Origin of the sequence: Nitrococcus mobilis Nb-231, from assembly GCF_000153205.1 — a bacterium.
Classification (GTDB): domain Bacteria; phylum Pseudomonadota; class Gammaproteobacteria; order Nitrococcales; family Nitrococcaceae; genus Nitrococcus; species Nitrococcus mobilis.
Map to the genome: position 1 here is coordinate 1752598 of NZ_CH672427.1, position 16123 is coordinate 1768720.

Annotated in this window: 16 protein-coding genes and 2 pseudogenes; 10 read left to right on the forward strand and 8 right to left on the reverse strand. The window is 58.0% G+C overall.

Features of this window, described 5'->3' with window-relative positions; all coding sequences use genetic code 11:
- Nucleotides 1-68: 68 nt before the first annotated feature.
- The 3 genes from NB231_RS16810 to NB231_RS08060 all read right to left on the reverse strand — a co-directional run bounded on the left by NB231_RS16810 (nucleotide 69) and on the right by NB231_RS08060 (nucleotide 3050).
- The gene (locus NB231_RS16810) at nucleotides 69-1541 is read right to left on the reverse strand and encodes an ExeA family protein (RefSeq protein WP_005001475.1); all 1473 of its coding nucleotides are present in this window, start codon (nucleotides 1539-1541) and stop codon (nucleotides 69-71) included.
- 98 nt (nucleotides 1542-1639) lie between these two features.
- Complete coding sequence (locus NB231_RS20020) at nucleotides 1640-1906, reverse strand: sugar transferase (RefSeq protein WP_005001476.1); 267 nt, start codon at nucleotides 1904-1906, stop codon at nucleotides 1640-1642.
- Nucleotides 1907-1943: 37 nt separating this feature from the next.
- Complete coding sequence (locus tag NB231_RS08060; RefSeq protein WP_005001477.1) at nucleotides 1944-3050, reverse strand: sugar transferase; 1107 nt, start codon at nucleotides 3048-3050, stop codon at nucleotides 1944-1946.
- Nucleotides 3051-3435: 385 nt separating this feature from the next.
- Here NB231_RS08060 and NB231_RS16820 point away from each other — a divergent pair, with 385 nt between their 5' ends.
- The 3 genes from NB231_RS16820 to NB231_RS08070 all read left to right on the forward strand — a co-directional run bounded on the left by NB231_RS16820 (nucleotide 3436) and on the right by NB231_RS08070 (nucleotide 5742).
- Nucleotides 3436-4227 carry an acyl-homoserine-lactone synthase gene (locus NB231_RS16820; RefSeq protein WP_005001478.1) on the forward strand — a complete coding sequence of 264 codons (792 nt, stop codon included), beginning with the start codon at nucleotides 3436-3438 and terminating at the stop codon, nucleotides 4225-4227.
- 296 nt (nucleotides 4228-4523) lie between these two features.
- Nucleotides 4524-4697, forward strand: a complete 174-nt coding sequence (locus NB231_RS18485; RefSeq protein ID WP_156776943.1) for a hypothetical protein — start codon at nucleotides 4524-4526, stop codon at nucleotides 4695-4697.
- 58 nt (nucleotides 4698-4755) lie between these two features.
- Complete coding sequence (locus tag NB231_RS08070; RefSeq protein ID WP_005001479.1) at nucleotides 4756-5742, forward strand: fatty acid desaturase; 987 nt, start codon at nucleotides 4756-4758, stop codon at nucleotides 5740-5742.
- Between the two features lie 36 nt (nucleotides 5743-5778).
- On the opposite strand, the gene NB231_RS08075 is transcribed toward NB231_RS08070, so the two are convergent.
- On the reverse strand, nucleotides 5779-6579 hold the full coding sequence (locus tag NB231_RS08075) for a PEP-CTERM/exosortase system-associated acyltransferase (RefSeq protein WP_005001480.1): 801 nt from the start codon (nucleotides 6577-6579) through the stop codon (nucleotides 5779-5781).
- Between the two features lie 272 nt (nucleotides 6580-6851).
- On the opposite strand from NB231_RS08075, the gene NB231_RS16825 reads away from it, so the two are divergent.
- Complete coding sequence (locus NB231_RS16825) at nucleotides 6852-7421, forward strand: hypothetical protein (RefSeq protein ID WP_005001482.1); 570 nt, start codon at nucleotides 6852-6854, stop codon at nucleotides 7419-7421.
- Nucleotides 7422-7685: 264 nt separating this feature from the next.
- Nucleotides 7686-8474: an IS66 family transposase gene (locus NB231_RS16830; protein ID WP_005001486.1), complete on the forward strand. Its 789-nt coding sequence runs from the start codon at nucleotides 7686-7688 to the stop codon at nucleotides 8472-8474.
- 266 nt (nucleotides 8475-8740) lie between these two features.
- On the opposite strand, the gene NB231_RS08085 is transcribed toward NB231_RS16830, so the two are convergent.
- The gene (locus tag NB231_RS08085) at nucleotides 8741-9196 is read right to left on the reverse strand and encodes a hypothetical protein (RefSeq protein WP_232210422.1); all 456 of its coding nucleotides are present in this window, start codon (nucleotides 9194-9196) and stop codon (nucleotides 8741-8743) included.
- Nucleotides 9197-9404: 208 nt separating this feature from the next.
- Between NB231_RS08085 and NB231_RS20145 the strand changes: the two are divergent.
- Nucleotides 9405-10277: pseudogene (locus NB231_RS20145) on the forward strand (ThiF family adenylyltransferase); the annotation flags it as partial.
- Between the two features lie 1628 nt (nucleotides 10278-11905).
- Here the strand turns inward: NB231_RS20145 and NB231_RS08095 are convergent.
- Nucleotides 11906-12919: an EDSAP-1 family PEP-CTERM protein gene (locus NB231_RS08095; protein ID WP_005001492.1), complete on the reverse strand. Its 1014-nt coding sequence runs from the start codon at nucleotides 12917-12919 to the stop codon at nucleotides 11906-11908.
- 492 nt (nucleotides 12920-13411) lie between these two features.
- Here NB231_RS08095 and NB231_RS20265 point away from each other — a divergent pair, with 492 nt between their 5' ends.
- Entirely contained in the window at nucleotides 13412-13534 is a 123-nt protein-coding gene (locus NB231_RS20265) for a transposase family protein (RefSeq protein ID WP_084766277.1), read from the forward strand.
- Between the two features lie 64 nt (nucleotides 13535-13598).
- Here the strand turns inward: NB231_RS20265 and NB231_RS08100 are convergent, their stop codons facing one another.
- Nucleotides 13599-14918 carry an IS701 family transposase gene (locus NB231_RS08100; protein ID WP_005001493.1) on the reverse strand — a complete coding sequence of 440 codons (1320 nt, stop codon included), beginning with the start codon at nucleotides 14916-14918 and terminating at the stop codon, nucleotides 13599-13601.
- Between the two features lie 101 nt (nucleotides 14919-15019).
- Between NB231_RS08100 and NB231_RS18490 the strand changes: the two are divergent.
- Nucleotides 15020-15115: pseudogene (locus tag NB231_RS18490) on the forward strand (IS5/IS1182 family transposase); the annotation flags it as partial.
- Here NB231_RS18490 and NB231_RS20025 read toward each other — a convergent pair.
- Nucleotides 15102-15227, reverse strand: coding sequence for a hypothetical protein (locus NB231_RS20025; protein WP_005001494.1), 126 nt, complete (start codon nucleotides 15225-15227; stop codon nucleotides 15102-15104). The pseudogene NB231_RS18490 and the gene NB231_RS20025 overlap by 14 nt on opposite strands.
- A gap of 228 nt (nucleotides 15228-15455) precedes the next feature.
- On the opposite strand from NB231_RS20025, the gene NB231_RS08105 reads away from it, so the two are divergent.
- Both NB231_RS08105 and NB231_RS08110 read left to right on the forward strand, forming a co-directional pair.
- Complete coding sequence (locus NB231_RS08105) at nucleotides 15456-15689, forward strand: hypothetical protein (protein ID WP_005001495.1); 234 nt, start codon at nucleotides 15456-15458, stop codon at nucleotides 15687-15689.
- Nucleotides 15686-16102 (forward strand): type II toxin-antitoxin system VapC family toxin, encoded by a 417-nt coding sequence (locus NB231_RS08110; protein ID WP_005001496.1) that lies wholly within the window; start codon nucleotides 15686-15688, stop codon nucleotides 16100-16102. Before NB231_RS08105 ends, NB231_RS08110 begins: the two co-directional genes overlap by 4 nt.
- The last annotated feature ends 21 nt before the right edge of the window (nucleotides 16103-16123 follow it).

Genomic DNA, 16123 nt, shown 5'->3' on the forward strand with positions numbered 1-16123 from the left:
GCTGCTCGGTAACGTGAGAGTTCCGGGATGCAGCAGATTAGTCTCTGTCAAGAACAGTCTACCGTGCCTCAATTTACCGCAGGATCAGGGCCAACGACCGAGCGACCGTTTGCGCTCTTATCCCGCATAGCCGCCCTATTAACGACGAAATCGCGTTTGCTCTGCACCTGCTCACCAAAGCCCAATACAGAGGCGCTCATCTCAGCACCGCCACCCTCTGGAAAAGAAAGATGCAACTGGCTGCCTGCAAAAACGAGGATCGTCGCCAACAGCAAAAAGCCGACCACTCCGAACAACAGCAGCCCCTTGCGTCGGGGGAAACGGCCCAGATCAATAGCCCCAGCCTTACGATTACGCTCGTCCGGAATGATTCGCTGATCCGGATCGGACCTGAGTTCGTGCACAAAAACCCGCTGCGAAGCCGTTACCCGAATGTCCGGTTCCAGTTCTGGTTCCGGGCCACCCGGCTCAAACCCTTGCGGTTGCCATGCACCGCGGGAGTCATGCAGCGCCGTTGAGCGCGAAACAGGCGTCCAATCGGAATCCACTGCTGGATCGGGTAGCGCACCAATTACCGGTTCACGCCGAGTGGACCGGTCCTCTTCTGGCGTATCTCCCCGCACGAAAAGCTCATCATCAGATGGCTCATCCCATCCGCTCCGGCGCTCCTCGGGAGCCTCGGGCAACTCTTCAAGCAGCTTGTCCACATCTTTGATGTCCGCCGAGAGCAGCATCTCGTCGCGTAAATCTTCAATGACTGCCCGCATATCGGCAAGCTGGAAATTACGCTTCTCTTCGACAAAACCGTACATGAGCAAACGGCTCAGCACCTGATTGATGCGCCGAGGAATGCCGCCGCTCAGACGGTAAATCATCGCAAGCAGCGCTGACTCGAAGCTCGGATCACCTTGCCAGCCGACCCGTTCCAGCCGATGACAAATGTAAGCCTCGGTCTCTTGCCCGTTCAGAGGTGCGAGATGGCAGGCCGCAATCATACGCTGATGGAGTTGCTCCATAACCGGTTGGCGAACCATCTCTCGCAGCGGCTCCTGGCCGACCAGAAAAACCTGAAGCAGCGACTGCCCCTCCTTTTCCAGATTGGTCAGGAAACGCAACTCCTCCAACGCCGACTCCGATAACCCCTGGGCTTCATCCACCACGAGAATCGCCCGGCGCTTCGAACGGTAATCCTGATCCAGGCTGCGAATGATCTGGCGCAGCAGCGACGCCTTGTCAAGATTATCGCCCTGCAGCGAGAGCTTGAAGGCGATCATGCGGATGAGCTCACTGCCTTCCAGCTGGGTGCTGTTAAGCTGAATCACCCTGAGCCGGTGTTTACGCAAATCGGCTAACAGATCATAGATCAGCGTCGTCTTGCCGGTACCGGGCCGGCCGGTAACCATGACGAAGCCTTCCGCCCGCTGCACGCCGTACTCCATGTAGGCTTTGGCTTTGCGGAAGCTGCGGTGGCGAAAACAGAACCGATAGTCGGGTGTCAGTCGAAACGGATCACCGGTAAAGCCAAAAAAGCTCTCGTACATAAGCCGTGTCGCCACTCCCTTGCCAAAATGCTATTACGAGGCTATCGGCATAGTCGGTAGCCTTTCTCGCCGTCACCCTGCGTTAGCAAGGGATCAGGCTATCGGGCACCTTTACCCCACAGAACCACCTCCACAGTTTGGAATAGAATATTAAGATCGAACAGCAGATTGTGGTTTTTGGCGTAATAGAGATCGTACTGCAACTTCTCGAAAGCATCACGCTCTGAAGCACCATAAGGGTAGCGCACCTGCGCCCAACCGGTTAACCCAGGCTTCACCCGATGTCGCTCGGCATAGTACGGAAATCGAGCCGACAATGTGGACACAAACTGCGGCCGCTCCGGGCGCGGTCCGACGAAGCTCATTCTACCGGAGAACACATTAAAAATCTGCGGCAGCTCATCAATCCGGTATTTGCGGATAAGAAGTTTCCTGACCCACCCGAGTGATCCGCGAATCACATTTGGATGCCCAGCGGGGTTTGCCGTCGCTCTCGGCATCAACCTGCATACTGCGGAACTTCAGAAGCTCAAAGGGGATCCCCTCTTCGCCGATGCGCATCTGCCGGTACAGCACCGGCCCACGCCCGCCGCTCTCCAGCCAGATAGCCAACGCGGCAACAACCATGACGGGTGCCGTGGCAATCAGCAACATGAGGCTGGCGGCGATATCGAACAGCCGCTTACCCCACCGCCGCAGCAGCCGCCGATTGAAACCCGGAGAGAATATCAGCCAGCCGGCATCCAGAGCATCCAGCTTGAGCAACCCCAACTCCTGCTCGATAAACGTGGCGAGCTCTACGACATCGACCCCCCCGGTACGGCATTCCAGAAGCTGTTCCATAGGCAGGCCCACGCGCCTATCGTCTACGGCAATGACCACCTGATCCACATGGTGGCGCGCGGCATACCGCGGAAGCGGCTGATCCAGGGAAACACAACGCCTGTCTGGCACGACCACCGCCTCTCCCGGCATCTGAACGAAACCGACGAAGCTTACACCGATGAAATCCGTGGAGCGGCGGAATGACAAGATGTGGCTCGCTCGGTTGCCGGCGCCCAACACCAAGACACGGCGGCGATTATTGCCTTGGCGCAGAAGACGCAAGTAGCCCGCGCGCAAGGTTCCAAGTGCAACCAACGCAACGAGCAGCGAGAGGCCAAATACGCCCCGCCCCAAATAAAGAGAGGGAAACGTATAGAACAACAACATCATGAGGATGCCTGCCAAGCTCAGCGCGATTACGAGACGCACCAGCACACCGGGGAAGTTATCCCGGAGTCTTTGATTATATAATCCAACCGCAACCAGACAGGCCACGCCGATCAGTGCGAAGCTCAACGCCCTCGGCCAAATAGGTGTCAACTCGTCCACGGACGCCACGCTCAGATCGCCGAACCGGATCAGCGTGCCAACATACAGCGATGCCCCCAACAACAACGGTTCAATGATAACTAGGATGGGTAGCAGGCGCCGATGGTAATTTCCCACTATCCTTTCCAGAATCATGCCTTCACTGTCTCCACTGTCTCCACCTCGCCACAAAGCCCCCAACCCAGAGCCACCCTCAGCCAACGGATTCAAACACCCAGGCCGCGCGCGTTAGTCCAATGATCAGTATCCTCACGCGCTTTGTGTCGCGACGTCACAGTTGTATCAATGAGCATAGCTCATTTTACTGCCGTTGCTGAACACAAAATGTCGCTGTTTGATGACATCCACTCAACAAACAGGGCCCCACCGCATTTGCATGCGCTAGCCCACCTCCAAACGTTGCATGCCGTCGTTTAATGACGACAGATTTTCCTAGTTTAATTTTATAAGCTTCTGAAAAATAATGTGGATATTTTTATTGGCATAGTCTCTGCTAATACGGAACGAGTCTCGGCGCTCAGTGAATACCGATTTTGACAATAAATTTTCCACACGGAAAGTGAATCAATCCACATTTTATTATGAAAGAAATGAATCAATGCTAAAGAAACACTACGCAGTATATATTGCTGATACGGGCCTAGCGCGCACTATCCACCACCACCTTCGCTACCGCGTCTATTGTGAGCGCAAGCAGTACGAAAATCCCATCGACGCCACAATTCCAGAGGAACACGACAGCCATGATGCTTTCGCCACTCACTTCATTGTACGCAATGGCGGAAACTGGCAAGGAACCGCACGGCTGATCATGAGTACACGCACACAACTCCCCGTGCAGAAGATGGGCGCACTCTACCCACAGGCAGAGCAGCAGCTCCTCAGATTACCGGTTGCCGAAGTATCCCGCCTAGCCGCGCTGCGCAGCGCCTGCCGATGGTCACCGAGCAACCGGCATTTATTACAAGCGACCATAACCGGGCTGCTCGACTACAGCCACCGGCGTAGCATTGAGCATCTGATTTTCCTGATTTCGCCCGGGCTGGCGCGTATTCTTGCGCGCATAGGCGTGCCGATGGAGGAATGCGGACCGAGCGTAGAACACAGAGGACAGCGCCAAGCGTTCAGCGCCTCAGTTGCACAGGCCATTGAAAATATCCCCTGGGTTCGCCGAAACCTAAAGGCCGGGCGCTGCTGCCACTACTTCTCGGAGTCTACGTTTGCTCATGCAGATAATGAGTCTTGGGTCACTGGCGCTGCGCTCGAGGGAACAGCCGGCTTGGCTCATCAGCAGGCCGCACCGGCAATGTGATTATCTTGAGTCGCCGAGATGAGCCGGCACCGAAGCGGCAACACGGTCACGTTTCCGGGGTCCGAACCCGAATGGCACAGTCAAACAGTCCACTCTGGAGCGACGCACGGGACAGCGGCTCACGAACAGGAAACGTAACGGATACGGGACACTAAACGCTCACTAGCGCGCCGGCTGCTCAGGAAAACACCTCGTCCCCAGCAATTCCCGGCGATTGTCATAAGCATTTTAGAATCAAAATACTTATATTATTTGAAGTTTCTTGCAACATAAGCTATTTCAGTGGGGTGTCTCGCATGGTCGCGCCTCTGCCAAGAATACGCCAGGATCTGCCCATACCGGAGTTGCTGCATACGGTGTGCAAGCGCTTTGAGGCAATCGATGATCGGCAAAGCCGTCCCAACGGCATCCGTTACCCCCTCTGGGGGTTCATACCTCCCCTGGAAACCGATGTAGGATACAGCTTCTAGAGTTTCTCCGATCAACACAGGCTTTGCCGCCGCTATCGAACTTAAGGGGTGGTATCCGATGCACTTGGCAAAACTGCTCCCGGTGGCAGTCAAGGAAGATAAGTCCAGGCTCCCGCCGCAATTGCTAGAGAAGCTGAAGCCACTCAAGACACGCCGACCGGGGCGTTTCCTGCTGGAACTCGTTGGTGCCTGGCTGGTGATATTCTCCGTTATCGCTCTCGCCGTGCATCTCGATCACTGGCTTATGACCGTGACAGCCATACTGCTCGTAGCCACTCGGCAGAATATCCTCGGCCTACTAGTACATGATCAGGCCCACTGCACCGGTTTTAAGCCCTACCCGGGCGACATTATTGCAAACCTGTTCGCGGCCTATCCCTTGATGGTTCTCACGGTAGAAGGCTACTCCAGGATTCACCTGACTCACCACGCAAAATATTTTACTGAGCAGGATCCCGACCATATTCGCAAGTCCGGGGAAGAATGGAACTACCCGATGCGGACAGCTCAGTTCCTGAAAATACTGGGGGGAGACTTACTTGGTCTGAATGCCATCAAACTGATCAAGGGCAAACAGGCAGCACCCAAGGGCAGGGTCTTTGTCAGGCAGAATCGAGTGCCCCGATGGTTGCGCCCAGCCTATTACTTGCTGCTCGCCACTATTCTGACCGCGACAGGAACATGGGGCATTTTCCTGCTTTATTGGGTGCTACCGCTGGTCACAGTCTTCCAGCTCATCGTGCGCTGGGGGGCGGTATGCGAACACCAGTACAATAGACTGGGCGCTAGAGTCCAGGAAAACACACCGCTGATCACCATGCGCTGGTGGGAGCGGCTGTTATTGCCAAACCTTAATTTCAGCTACCACATCTACCACCATTATTTTCCCGGCATCAGTTTCAGCCAGTTGCCCAAAGTGCATGATGTTTTTGTCAGGCATGGGCTGGTCGATGACGAGGCAGTATTCCATGGCTATTGGAGTTACCTGAGGTTCATATTATCGCCCGGAACGGACAGTGATCGCGGCGAAAGTACACGACAATAAGAGACAGACCCAGCCGGGTCGAACGCTCCGGATCCCTCATTTCACCGGCTGAGCGGTAGCCCGGGGCACAAACCGGCCTCGATCGGTGACGATTTCCCATATATCGGGGCGCTTGCACAGGATGCCGCCGACGACCGTGGTCGCTGCGGCCAAAGTCGGCCGGCGCAAGCCATGATGCTCGACCAACGGAGCAATGGGCGGAAAATGGATACCAAAACGCTGCAGCAGCCGCAGCAGCGTGGGCTCCATGACCGCGAACCAATGGGTAATGTCTTGGTCGACGGACATACGAACGATCGCGGCAAATAACCCCAAGGTTATGTGCGGGAACCCGCGTCTTCGACTATCCGGCCCCTGCGCATCTGAGTAAACGGCTTGCGCGCTGACACCGGAGACCGTTTCGGCTTCCCCGAGGCGGCGCCGGAACGCTTTGGACACGGCGAGCCGGGAGATCTCGGCCACCTTGTGCCGGTCGAGATCGGCGATCCAGGGTTTGGCCTCCTCATAGAGGCTGTTCGTGCAGGCCTGCTCGAGCGGAAATGCCGTTTCGGGGTGGCGACGGTCCGGCAAAACCAGCCGGACGGCGGCCGCACAATCGCCAGTGCGCTTGTGGCGAACCAGCGTGTGGACGGCTCGGGCGTCGTACTCATCCCACTCCCTGCCATCGAGATGCTCCTGTGGGTTTTCAAAGGGATGCTCGACACAATAGACTTGATAACGCAATGCGAATACTTCATCAAGCAGCGCGCTCGTATCCGCTGGAATGATCTCGAAGTAATTATGGAATGCGCGATAAACTTCGCTCGGTGGATTCGTGGCAGAGCCTTCTAGCTGCATAAACGGCTTCCTACTACCAAGGTTGGCTAAAAGCGGGGCAGACACCACGCCCATTATGTCATGTGCATCCGGTCAGCTACCGAGAGCTTCCCATGTCACAAACAATAACGACCGCAAAGCAGTGCGTTTGAGACCCACCTCTAAGAATGAAAGAAAACAGGTTCTATTGTCTTAGAAGCTGTCGTAACTTCTCATTAACCCCTGGTACAGAAGTGTCAAAAAGGGGTTCCGGGGGCTGGACATACTTCGCCGATCGTGCGTGACTGCGAAGCATGAGCACGAGCGGTCCTCGCAAGCTTCCTCAGATCAGCGACTTTCCGCCGCAGGAGGTCACCCCGGCGGTCCTGCTGCTGGAGATCTGCTATCAGCTGCATGAGGAGAACCAGGCGCTGCGCGATGAGATCGCGCGCTTGAAAGGCGGCAACCCGAAGCCGCCGATCAAAGCCTCGAAGCTGGAGAGCGCGGAACAAGATGCCGAGAGGCACAAGGACAAACGCCGAGGTAAGCACAAACGCAGCAAGACCCAGCGCCTCGAGATCCACGATGAGATCGTGGTCGCGCCCGTGCCGGCACCGCCTGCGGGCAGCCGGTTCAAGGGCTACGATGAGTTCACCGTCCAGGATCTGCACATCGGCGCACACAACACCCGCTATCGGCTCGAACGTTGGGTGACGCCACAGGGCGAGATGCTGCGTGGGCCGCTGCCGGTGCAGCTCGGTGGCGGACACTTCGGGCCGCGGCTGCGCGCGTTCATCCTCTATCAGTACCACCATGCCCACGTCACCCAGCCGCTGCTGCGCGAGCAGCTCGGCGAATGGGGCATCGAGATTTCCGCCGGCTAGCTCAATTGGCTCATCACCGAGCCGCACGCGGCCTTTCACACCGAGAAGGAGGCGCTGCTGCGCGTCGCCCTGCAATGCAGCAAGTTCGTCCATGTCGACGACACCGGCGCCCGTCACCAGGGTCGCAACGGCTTCTGCACCCACATCGGCAATGAGCTGTTCGCCTTCTTCGCGAGCACGGCCTCCAAGAGCCGCATCAACTTCCTCGAGCTGCTGCACGCTGGCGACGAACGTTACCTTATCAACGATAAGGCGCATGCTTACATGCTCGCCCAAGGGCTGCCACAGGCGCCGTTGGCGAAGCTCGCAGCGCTCGAGCCGAGTGCGATCGAGGATTACGCCGCGTGGCAGACTACGCTCAAGCGCCTTGGGATCAGCAACGAACGCCATGTGCGCATCGTCACCGAGGGCGCCCTGCTCGGTGCGGTGATCGCCACCGGGATCAACCCCGAGCGGGTCATCGTCAGCGACGACGCCGGACAGTTCAATGTCCTGACTCACGCGCTGTGCTGGATCCATGTTGAGCGCGGCATCCAGAAACTGCTCGGCTTCAACGCCGATCAGCGCGCCGCACTCGCCTGGGCGCGTAGCGAGCTCTGGGCGATCTATCAGGCGCTCAAAGCCCATAAGGCCGAGCCGAACGCCACGGCACGTGGTGCGATCGAGGCCCGGTTCGAGGCGCTGTGCACCACCAAGACCTGCTTCGAGAGTCTTAACCGCGCGCTCGAGCGCTTGCATAACAGTGGTGCCGAGTTGCTGCGCGCCCTCGATCGCCCCGAGATCGCGCTGCACAACAATCTCGCCGAACGCGACATCCGCGAGTACGTCAAAAGGCGTAACAGCGGCTCGACCCGCAGCGCCGCCGGCCGGCGCTGCCGCGATACCTTCGCCAGTCTCGAAAAGACCTGCCGCAAGCATGGCCTCTCGTTCTGGGCCTATCTGCTCGACCGGCTCGCCGGCGCCAGCACAATCCCGTGGCTGCCGAGCGCGATCTTCGGCGCACACAGCGAGCCTGCTGCGATCAACTACGCACATCCCTCGGCCGGCCCCTGAAGCCGTGCGCTTGCCCAGCCGCGTTACGGTTATCGGTCCGCGCGCCTAGAGACCTTCGTCGAGCGGCCGCGCTTGCGCGGCGCCGCCGACCAAGCCGCGAACTGGCATCGAGTCGGTGAGATCCCAGGGTCGGGGCAAGCTCGACGTCCATCAAATGCCGAGACTAAACACCTAAGAAAGCCGTCTGGGTCTATCCCTTACGGCGCGAGTTCCGGTGCATCATGTGCGCAGTGGAGCTCAGTACCTAAGCGTCGGCACGCCCGGGGTTAATAAGAAGTTACAAGCTGTCTTGTTAAAACGCTGTTATTTATCATATGAATATATTTAAATCTCACACAAGGGATCCGCAACGCCCCGGCTTTCCCCTGCGTTTTGCCGAGGAAGAGCACCCCTTCCTCACCCTGGAACACCGTGAGGTAGCGCTGAGCGAGAGCGTCTTTGCGCTTGCCCTTCTTGAAGGGCACGACGTCGATGCCCCCTTGCCTGGCAAATCGATCTATGGCCGCCACGAAGGCTCGGCTCATCGGCGCCATCAACGACGAGGAGGCGAACGGGTACCCTCGGTGCTGGCGAAAGAAGTAGGCGATCCCGCCTTCGGTTTGCAGCATCGGCTGGTAGACGTTGAGATACATCCGATCAATGCAAGTCACTTCCAGCGTGGTGTGTTCACCGAGAACCTCAGCAACGCTTCGTGCTACGCTCATCTCGGGCTCCGGCTGCATGGCCTCCCTCAGGCCCAATGAGGCCACCATCGCCTGTAGCGATCGATCACACAGTGCCCACACCGTGGCAGCGAGGCACCGGCCGGAGCCCACGCAACACCACACCTATCCGAGGGGCTACAACTCGTCGGCCTGAGGCGAAGCCTCGTTAGTGATAGCACAAGCGACACCAATGCCCCTAAGGACATATGGAATGGAGGCTTATATCATGGATGAGAGGTTCGACTATCAGCTCGCCTTCTCCCGCACCGTTGGCTGGGTTACGCGGGAAGAGCAAGCAATTCTGCGCTCGAAACGGGTAGCCATCGCTGGATTGGGCGGCGTGGGCGGCAGCCACTTACTCACGTTGACTCGGCTCGGCATCGGCGCGTTCACGCTGGCAGAAATGGATCACTTCGAGCTAGAGAATTTCAACCGCCAGGCAGGGGCGTTTCTATCCACCGTGGGCCGGCCGAAGCTCGACGTCCTGAGCGGGATGGCTCAGGGCATCAACCCAGAGCTAAATATCCGCACTTTCCCCGAGGGCATCAGCGGAGAAAATCTTGACGATTTTCTGGCGAATGTTGACCTCTACGTCGACAGCCTTGATTTCTTCGAACTCGATATCCGGCGCAAAGTCTTCGCCGCCTGCGCCGAGCACGGCATCCCCGCCATCACGACGGCGCCGCTCGGCATGGGCACGGCGGTATTGGCGTTCCTGCCTGGGGGCATGACTTTCGAGCAGTATTTCCGACTCGAGGGTCACCCCCCCGAGGAACAGTATTTGCGCTTTCTTCTCGGCCTCTCTCCAGCCAGGCTCCAGATGGGCTACCTGGTGGAGCCATCCGCGGTGGATCTCGCTGCGCACCGTGGTCCCTCGACACCTATGGCCTGTGCACTCTGCGCGGGAATCGCCGGCACCGAAGCGCTCAAAATATTGCTTAGACGCGGCCGTGTCATCATGGCGCCACACGGTTATCATTTCGATGCCTACCGCCAACGGCTGGCGCGTACTTGGCGCCCCCTCGGCAATCGCAACCCGATCCAGCAGACGGCGCTCGCGGTCGGACGAAAACGATTCGGCCAAGCCTTGCGGGCGGAACGCCCGGTGACGACCCCGTTCTCCGAGTCCCCCACGCCGACAGCACTGCGGATACTCGATCTCGCCCGCTGGGCGCCGAGCGGTGACAACACCCAGCCCTGGCGCTTCGAAATCATCGACGGTGATCATATCGTAGTGCATGGCCACGATACGCATGAAGACACCGTCTACGACCTACAAGGTCATGCGAGCCAGCTTTCGCTCGGCATGCTGCTGGAGACCCTATCAATCGCAGCCACGCAATTCGGTCGCCGAGCCGAAATCATGCGCCGACAGCATCTGCCCGACAGAACACCCACCTTCGACGTCCATCTACACATGGAACCACCCCAAGCCGCCGACGTGCTTGCGCCATTCATTTGCGCCCGTACCGTTCAGCGCCGCCCCATGCGCATGCGCCCCCTGCGGCCAGATGAGCGCAAGGCGCTGGAAACAAGTCTACCTAAACCTTACAAGGTGGTGTGGCTGGAAAGGCTCAGCAGCCGTCTGCGGGTAGCCTCGCTGCTGTCACAGAACAGCAAACTCAGGCTGACGATTCCGGAGGCCTACGACGTTCACCAGCGAATCATCCGCTGGAACATCCGCTTCAGCGAAGACGGCATCCCGGACGCAGCCCTGGGAGTGGATATACTCACCCGGCGCCTCATGCGCGTACTGATGAAGAGCTGGAAGCGGGTCGATTTCGCCAACCGCTATCTCGCCGGCACATGGATGCCACGGCTTCAGCTCGACTGGATTCCTGGGATCGCGTGCGCGGCCCATTGCCTGATCGTTGCCGACCGTAGGCCGGCGGGAATCGACGACTTCGTCCGTGCTGGCCGCGCTATCCAACGGTTCTGGCTCACCGCGACCCAGCTTGACCTCCGCCACCAACCCGAACTCACGCCGCTGGTGTTCTCCGAGTATGTGCGGGACGGGATAGCGTTCTCTGAGACGACGGGCTCGATGTCGTTGGCAAAGGCGGTCACGGAGCGACTGCGTCGGCTCGTCGGCGGGGAAAATGCCGAACGGGCGATCTGGATGGGACGACTCGGGGCGGGTAAGATGCCGACGAGCCGGTCGATCCGGCGGCCGCTACAAGATTTGATGATATCATCGACAGGAACCATAGATCGGGTTAGCAAAACATAAGCCAGCGCCTTTCTACTACCCTATCAACGCCTTTTCCGGTTCAGCCTTTTCCAAAGACGCATGAGCCTGAAAAAGGGGCGCGATTCCAGGAGAGGTGAGCCTGAAGAGCCGGGTTCTGGGATCATCCGGAGGATGATCGTGAACCTCGGTGCCCCCGCCGCATTTGCACTCACGGCTTCCGGGTAGTATCGGGTTTCAGCTCTTTTGGCGCCCCTCACCCAGGCGTGCCTTCCTCGTATGCAGTTCCTGCTCGTCGGGCCGGGAAGTTTGCCTACAGCTGCCTTCAGATCCCGCCTCGCGGCAGACACCCTTGCCGTTCGGCTAACGCTTCCCGCTACCAGGGGTTCGCAGGAAACTTCCACCTCAAGTCATCCCCGCCGCCGCCACCACAGTGACCGGAACAGCGCCAGTCATGGCGCGTAGCGCCTTGACTGGCGCATACAAAAAAGAAAGGGAAGCGGATGCCCCCCTTTCTTGCTAAGAGTACCCGAATGGTTTCAGCTAGCTTTGTAGCGTCGGATGAACCCCAACCCTAATATTCCAACTCCTAACAGGGCCAAGACGCTTGGCTCGGGCACCGCCTTCGCAGCATCAGCCTCACTGGAAGACCGGATGGCAAGCTGATAGTCGGTACCAGCAGTCAAAGCAACCGTCGTTGCGCTGAAAGCACCCGCATTGGCAGTGCCCAAAGCAAGGCCCCTGAAGCTAGCCCCGTTAAACGGCGCGTTCCGGGAAACACTGTCATTCAGGCTGAAAGGATCTGTCTCCGCAGTGAGACCAAATGCAGACGGACCGCCAACATCAGCTCCTCCATTCGGTGCCCATGTGACCACATTTGCTCCGGTATCGAGGTTATCAATAGTAAAGATTAGGCTGTAGGCTGCAGAAGCGTTGGTCGGAAAGATTGCGTCCGCGTTGGTAAAGGCTTCCAGATAGGCCTCAGCGTCATAATCGATAATTAACGGACCACCCGAGCCCAGTGCAAAATTGAAACTAACATTTAATCCATTATTAGCTTCGGCAGAACCAGTGTCGACCTCAGTGAGAGAAACATAGGCGCCGTGGCTCGCCTCAGCGCCCGCAACAGCTGGCCCTATGCCGGTTATGGGCGCGCCATCCTGAAGCTGATCCGATGCGGCAAAGTGAGCTGAGGGATCTCCTAATGCACTGCTCTTAATAGGGAAGCTGTTATTGGGGGCTATACCTGGGCACCCGCTACCTTGACACGCGATGGGCAGGTCGATCCCGACGGCCGGGTTCACGCCAACGTTAGCTGAACTTCCCGCCGCACCGGCAACAGAGGCCAACGAGGCTGTGGTATCTGCGGTACTATTACCACTGAGGGCAGTAAAATCGGAGATATCTAACACTCCACCCGCGTCGGAGATCGTCAAGTCAGTGAGTCTTAATACTGACGTGCCAAGAGCGCCGGCCTGGGCGGACCCAGCGAACCCCACAGCGGTCAGCCCACCGACCGCTGCCGCGAGAACTGACTGTTTGAATTTGTTCATTGTCATCTCTCCACCATTGAATTAGTACTGATCGATAATTTATAAGCAGATTTTATGCCATAAAAAATAAATCAATATAAATCAATGTATTATACAAAAAAGGTAGCAATTACATTACCCTTCCCACAGAATATGTAAACTATTTTGACAAATCTCCCAGGTGGACCAAATTTGCCTTCGCCGTTGCACAGGACGTCGAACTGAATCTAACGATGATCTCATCGCCCGCCTCTGCTGGCATAGTCCACGCTGCTCGCCGAGCCCGGTCACATTACATCTATCGCCAGCTTGCAAGGTAGACTTGCATCGATCAAGCATTATGGAAGTTGATATTAAGCGAGCGACATGTAAAGTTTTTCAACACGTTCCTGCATCGGGGGAACAGTAGGGGGCGCGAGCCGCCTCGGACCCTCCCTGTCAGGATCAGGGCTGTTCAATGCTGAGAGAATGATGCAGATTGTCTTGTAACCTGCAGGATTAATAGTGGTACCCATGCAGCTCAAGGCTTATCTATCAGCGATTCCCGATCATCGCCGGGCTCAGGGCCGGATGTATGACCTAACTCACCTTCTGCTGTTCAGCATCCTGGCCGTGGTCTCGGGCGCGACCTCTTAGTACTACAGTTGCAAATAATAATCGACGGACATCTCGACGATGATCCCCGCGATTCGCTGCCGTCTCACCCAGTGGTAGAACTGAGCGAGGCGTTGGTGTAGCCAACGCCAGCGGCACCACTGTAACGCCTGTTCAGGCCCTCCGCGTCGCCAGGCGATGGGAGTGAGACACAGCCACCGTCGCAGCTCGGCCACAGAGAGGGCCACGGGCATTGGCCGCCCAGGCTGAGCAGCAGGTTTTTTTTCAACTGGTGCCGCCGCAGCGTGACCAGCAGAGCATAAGCCGCCATCACCAAAGTGATATGCCGGTGCCAGCCCGTCCAGGTGCGCACCTCGTACTGATCCAGTCCCAGCTGTGACTTGCTCTCCTGAAAACAGCGCTCGATGTTCCACCGTGCTCCGGCCGCCAAGGCCAAATCCGCCAGCTCCGTTCCGTTCGGAGCAAAAATGAAAAACGCCTGCATCTCCTGCTCGGAGTCCAAGCTGCGGCGGACCAGTACCGCCCGCTGCCAGCCTTCGAACGGCGGCGGGTTGACCGCTAAGCAGGTCCAGTCGTACTCCCGGGGACCCTGACTACCGGCCCCGGCACTGAGCCGTGACCAGCGCGCCTGCGCATCGCCCCTCAAGGCCTCCAACAGCTCCCCCACTTTGCGTTGTTTACAGCCCTGCCAAACATAGGCTTTGCGGCTGACGGCCAGCACATACCCTTGGCCGCGCTCCTCCAGCATCCAGCGCAGTCGAAAATCATCGCCGTAGAGCGCATCGGCTGTGACCCAACGGGCGCTTACCCCGCTGTCCAAGGCACGCACCAACATCTGCCGGGCCAATTCCGTCTTGGGCTGATGAACCACCTCGTCCGGTATACCCGCCCGGCGGCAACGCGCACGATCCTCCGACCACTCCCGCGGCACAAACAGCGCACGATCCAGTAGCCCCTGGCCCCAACAACTGGCATAACCGAGAAATACACCGATCTGAGCGTTCTCGATCCGACCCGCCGTACCGCTGTACTGGCGTTTCACTCCCGCCGAGTGTATGCCCTTTTTTATAAACCCCGTCTCATCCACCACCAGCACCCCGGCGGCATCCTTCAGGACCTCGTAGACACGCTGCCGCACGGCATCGCGCACGCCTTGCTCGTCCCAGCGGGCACGGTTGAGCAAGTGCTGAAATCCATACGGATGGGCTTCACCCTGGTATTCGGATAACTGCCAGCTATTACGACGCTCAACCTCGCCCAGCAGCCCCCGCAGGTAGGCCCCCACCCGCTCACGGGCTTCGGCACGCTTGACATGGCCACCCAGTTGCCCTACCCAGCTACCCAGCTCCGCTTCCCAAGCGCCCGCCTGCTCACGCAAACCCTCCAGCGTCAGGAAATGGTTCATCTCTACCGCCACTTCGTTCAACTATCTGATAACGAAGTATAGCGTATTTATTTACAACTGTAGTATTAGAGCCTGTTCACAATCTCCGGAGCAACAGTGCCAAGAACGCCAGATGGAAGAACTGCGAGCGTAAGCTCAATACCAGTCTGCAGTTCGTCCATCTGGCGTTCCTCGTTCTGCTCATTAGAAGATTGTGAACAGGCGCTTAGTGCGCTTGGAATGGATCGGAACAGCGCCGCGGTTGTCTTTGGGTTCAAAGTGGTGCGCGATGAGCTGCCATTGTTCGTCGGAGAGGTCACTGTCGTACACGAGCTGATCTCTTGTGTGAGATTTAAATATATTTATATGATAAATAACAGCGTTTTAACAAGACAGCTTCTTAGAACATCATGCTGCGCGTGCGAATCTACCGCTGAATTCTGCAGGCGACAGACACTCCTGGCAGCGGTAGGCCGTTGGCAGCAAACGGTGTCCATTGCTGAACAAGACGTGCAGACATACAATTGTTGAATATTTCAACAATTCAAGGAGTGCGCCATGGCCACTGTGAACTTCAGTGTGCCTGAATCGGTCAAGCAGGCATTCAACGAAGCCTTCGCGGGTGAGAACAAGAGCGCCATTCTCACTCGTCTAATGGAGCAGGCGATCGAAGAGCGACGCCGGCAACAGCGTCGGGCAAGCGTGGTAGCGCAACTGCTCGAGGCGCGCCGCGAGCAGGCCCCGCTATCCGATGAGGCCATCGCCAAGGCCCGCCGGCAGGGTCGTCCATGAAGCTGGTGATCGACGCCAGCGTAACGGTGAAGTGGCTCTTTCCGGATCCGGCTGTCGAGCCGCAAGCGGATCAGGCTGTTGCGATCCTGGAGGGCATCCGCCGGGGCACGCTGGCGCCGCTGCAACCACCCCATTGGCTCATCGAGGTCGCCGCCGTCATCAGCCGGCTGCGCCCGGCAATGGCCGAGCGGGCGATCGAGCTCTTGGATGCGATGGAGCTGCCCATAATAAACGACCCCGGAATTATTAGGCGCGCCAGCCGACTCGCAGTCCAGTTACAACATCACCTCTTCGACACGGCCTATCATGCGCTCGCCCTGGAATGGGGAGCGACGCTGGTCACTGCCGATCGGCGCTATTATCGAAAGGCCCGCGCGCTCGGAGGCGTACGCGATCTGACAGATTGGCACTGAGCGCTTACCGGACGGAGACCT

Excerpts from the sequence above, each read along its gene's own strand:
- NB231_RS16810 (WP_005001475.1), bottom strand. The coding sequence starts at position 1,541 with ATGTACGAGAGCTTTTTTGGCTTTACCGGTGATCCGTTTCGACTGACA.
- NB231_RS20020 (WP_005001476.1), bottom strand. The coding sequence starts at position 1,906 with ATGAGCTTCGTCGGACCGCGCCCGGAGCGGCCGCAGTTTGTGTCCACA.
- NB231_RS08060 (WP_005001477.1), bottom strand. The coding sequence starts at position 3,050 with ATGATTCTGGAAAGGATAGTGGGAAATTACCATCGGCGCCTGCTACCC.
- NB231_RS18485 (WP_156776943.1), top strand. The coding sequence starts at position 4,524 with ATGGTCGCGCCTCTGCCAAGAATACGCCAGGATCTGCCCATACCGGAG.
- NB231_RS08070 (WP_005001479.1), top strand. The coding sequence starts at position 4,756 with ATGCACTTGGCAAAACTGCTCCCGGTGGCAGTCAAGGAAGATAAGTCC.
- NB231_RS08075 (WP_005001480.1), bottom strand. The coding sequence starts at position 6,579 with ATGCAGCTAGAAGGCTCTGCCACGAATCCACCGAGCGAAGTTTATCGC.
- NB231_RS16825 (WP_005001482.1), top strand. The coding sequence starts at position 6,852 with ATGAGCACGAGCGGTCCTCGCAAGCTTCCTCAGATCAGCGACTTTCCG.
- NB231_RS16830 (WP_005001486.1), top strand. The coding sequence starts at position 7,686 with ATGCTCGCCCAAGGGCTGCCACAGGCGCCGTTGGCGAAGCTCGCAGCG.
- NB231_RS08085 (WP_232210422.1), bottom strand. The coding sequence starts at position 9,196 with ATGCAGCCGGAGCCCGAGATGAGCGTAGCACGAAGCGTTGCTGAGGTT.
- NB231_RS08095 (WP_005001492.1), bottom strand. The coding sequence starts at position 12,919 with ATGAACAAATTCAAACAGTCAGTTCTCGCGGCAGCGGTCGGTGGGCTG.
- NB231_RS20265 (WP_084766277.1), top strand. The coding sequence starts at position 13,412 with ATGCAGCTCAAGGCTTATCTATCAGCGATTCCCGATCATCGCCGGGCT.
- NB231_RS08100 (WP_005001493.1), bottom strand. The coding sequence starts at position 14,918 with ATGAACCATTTCCTGACGCTGGAGGGTTTGCGTGAGCAGGCGGGCGCT.
- NB231_RS08105 (WP_005001495.1), top strand. The coding sequence starts at position 15,456 with ATGGCCACTGTGAACTTCAGTGTGCCTGAATCGGTCAAGCAGGCATTC.
- NB231_RS08110 (WP_005001496.1), top strand. The coding sequence starts at position 15,686 with ATGAAGCTGGTGATCGACGCCAGCGTAACGGTGAAGTGGCTCTTTCCG.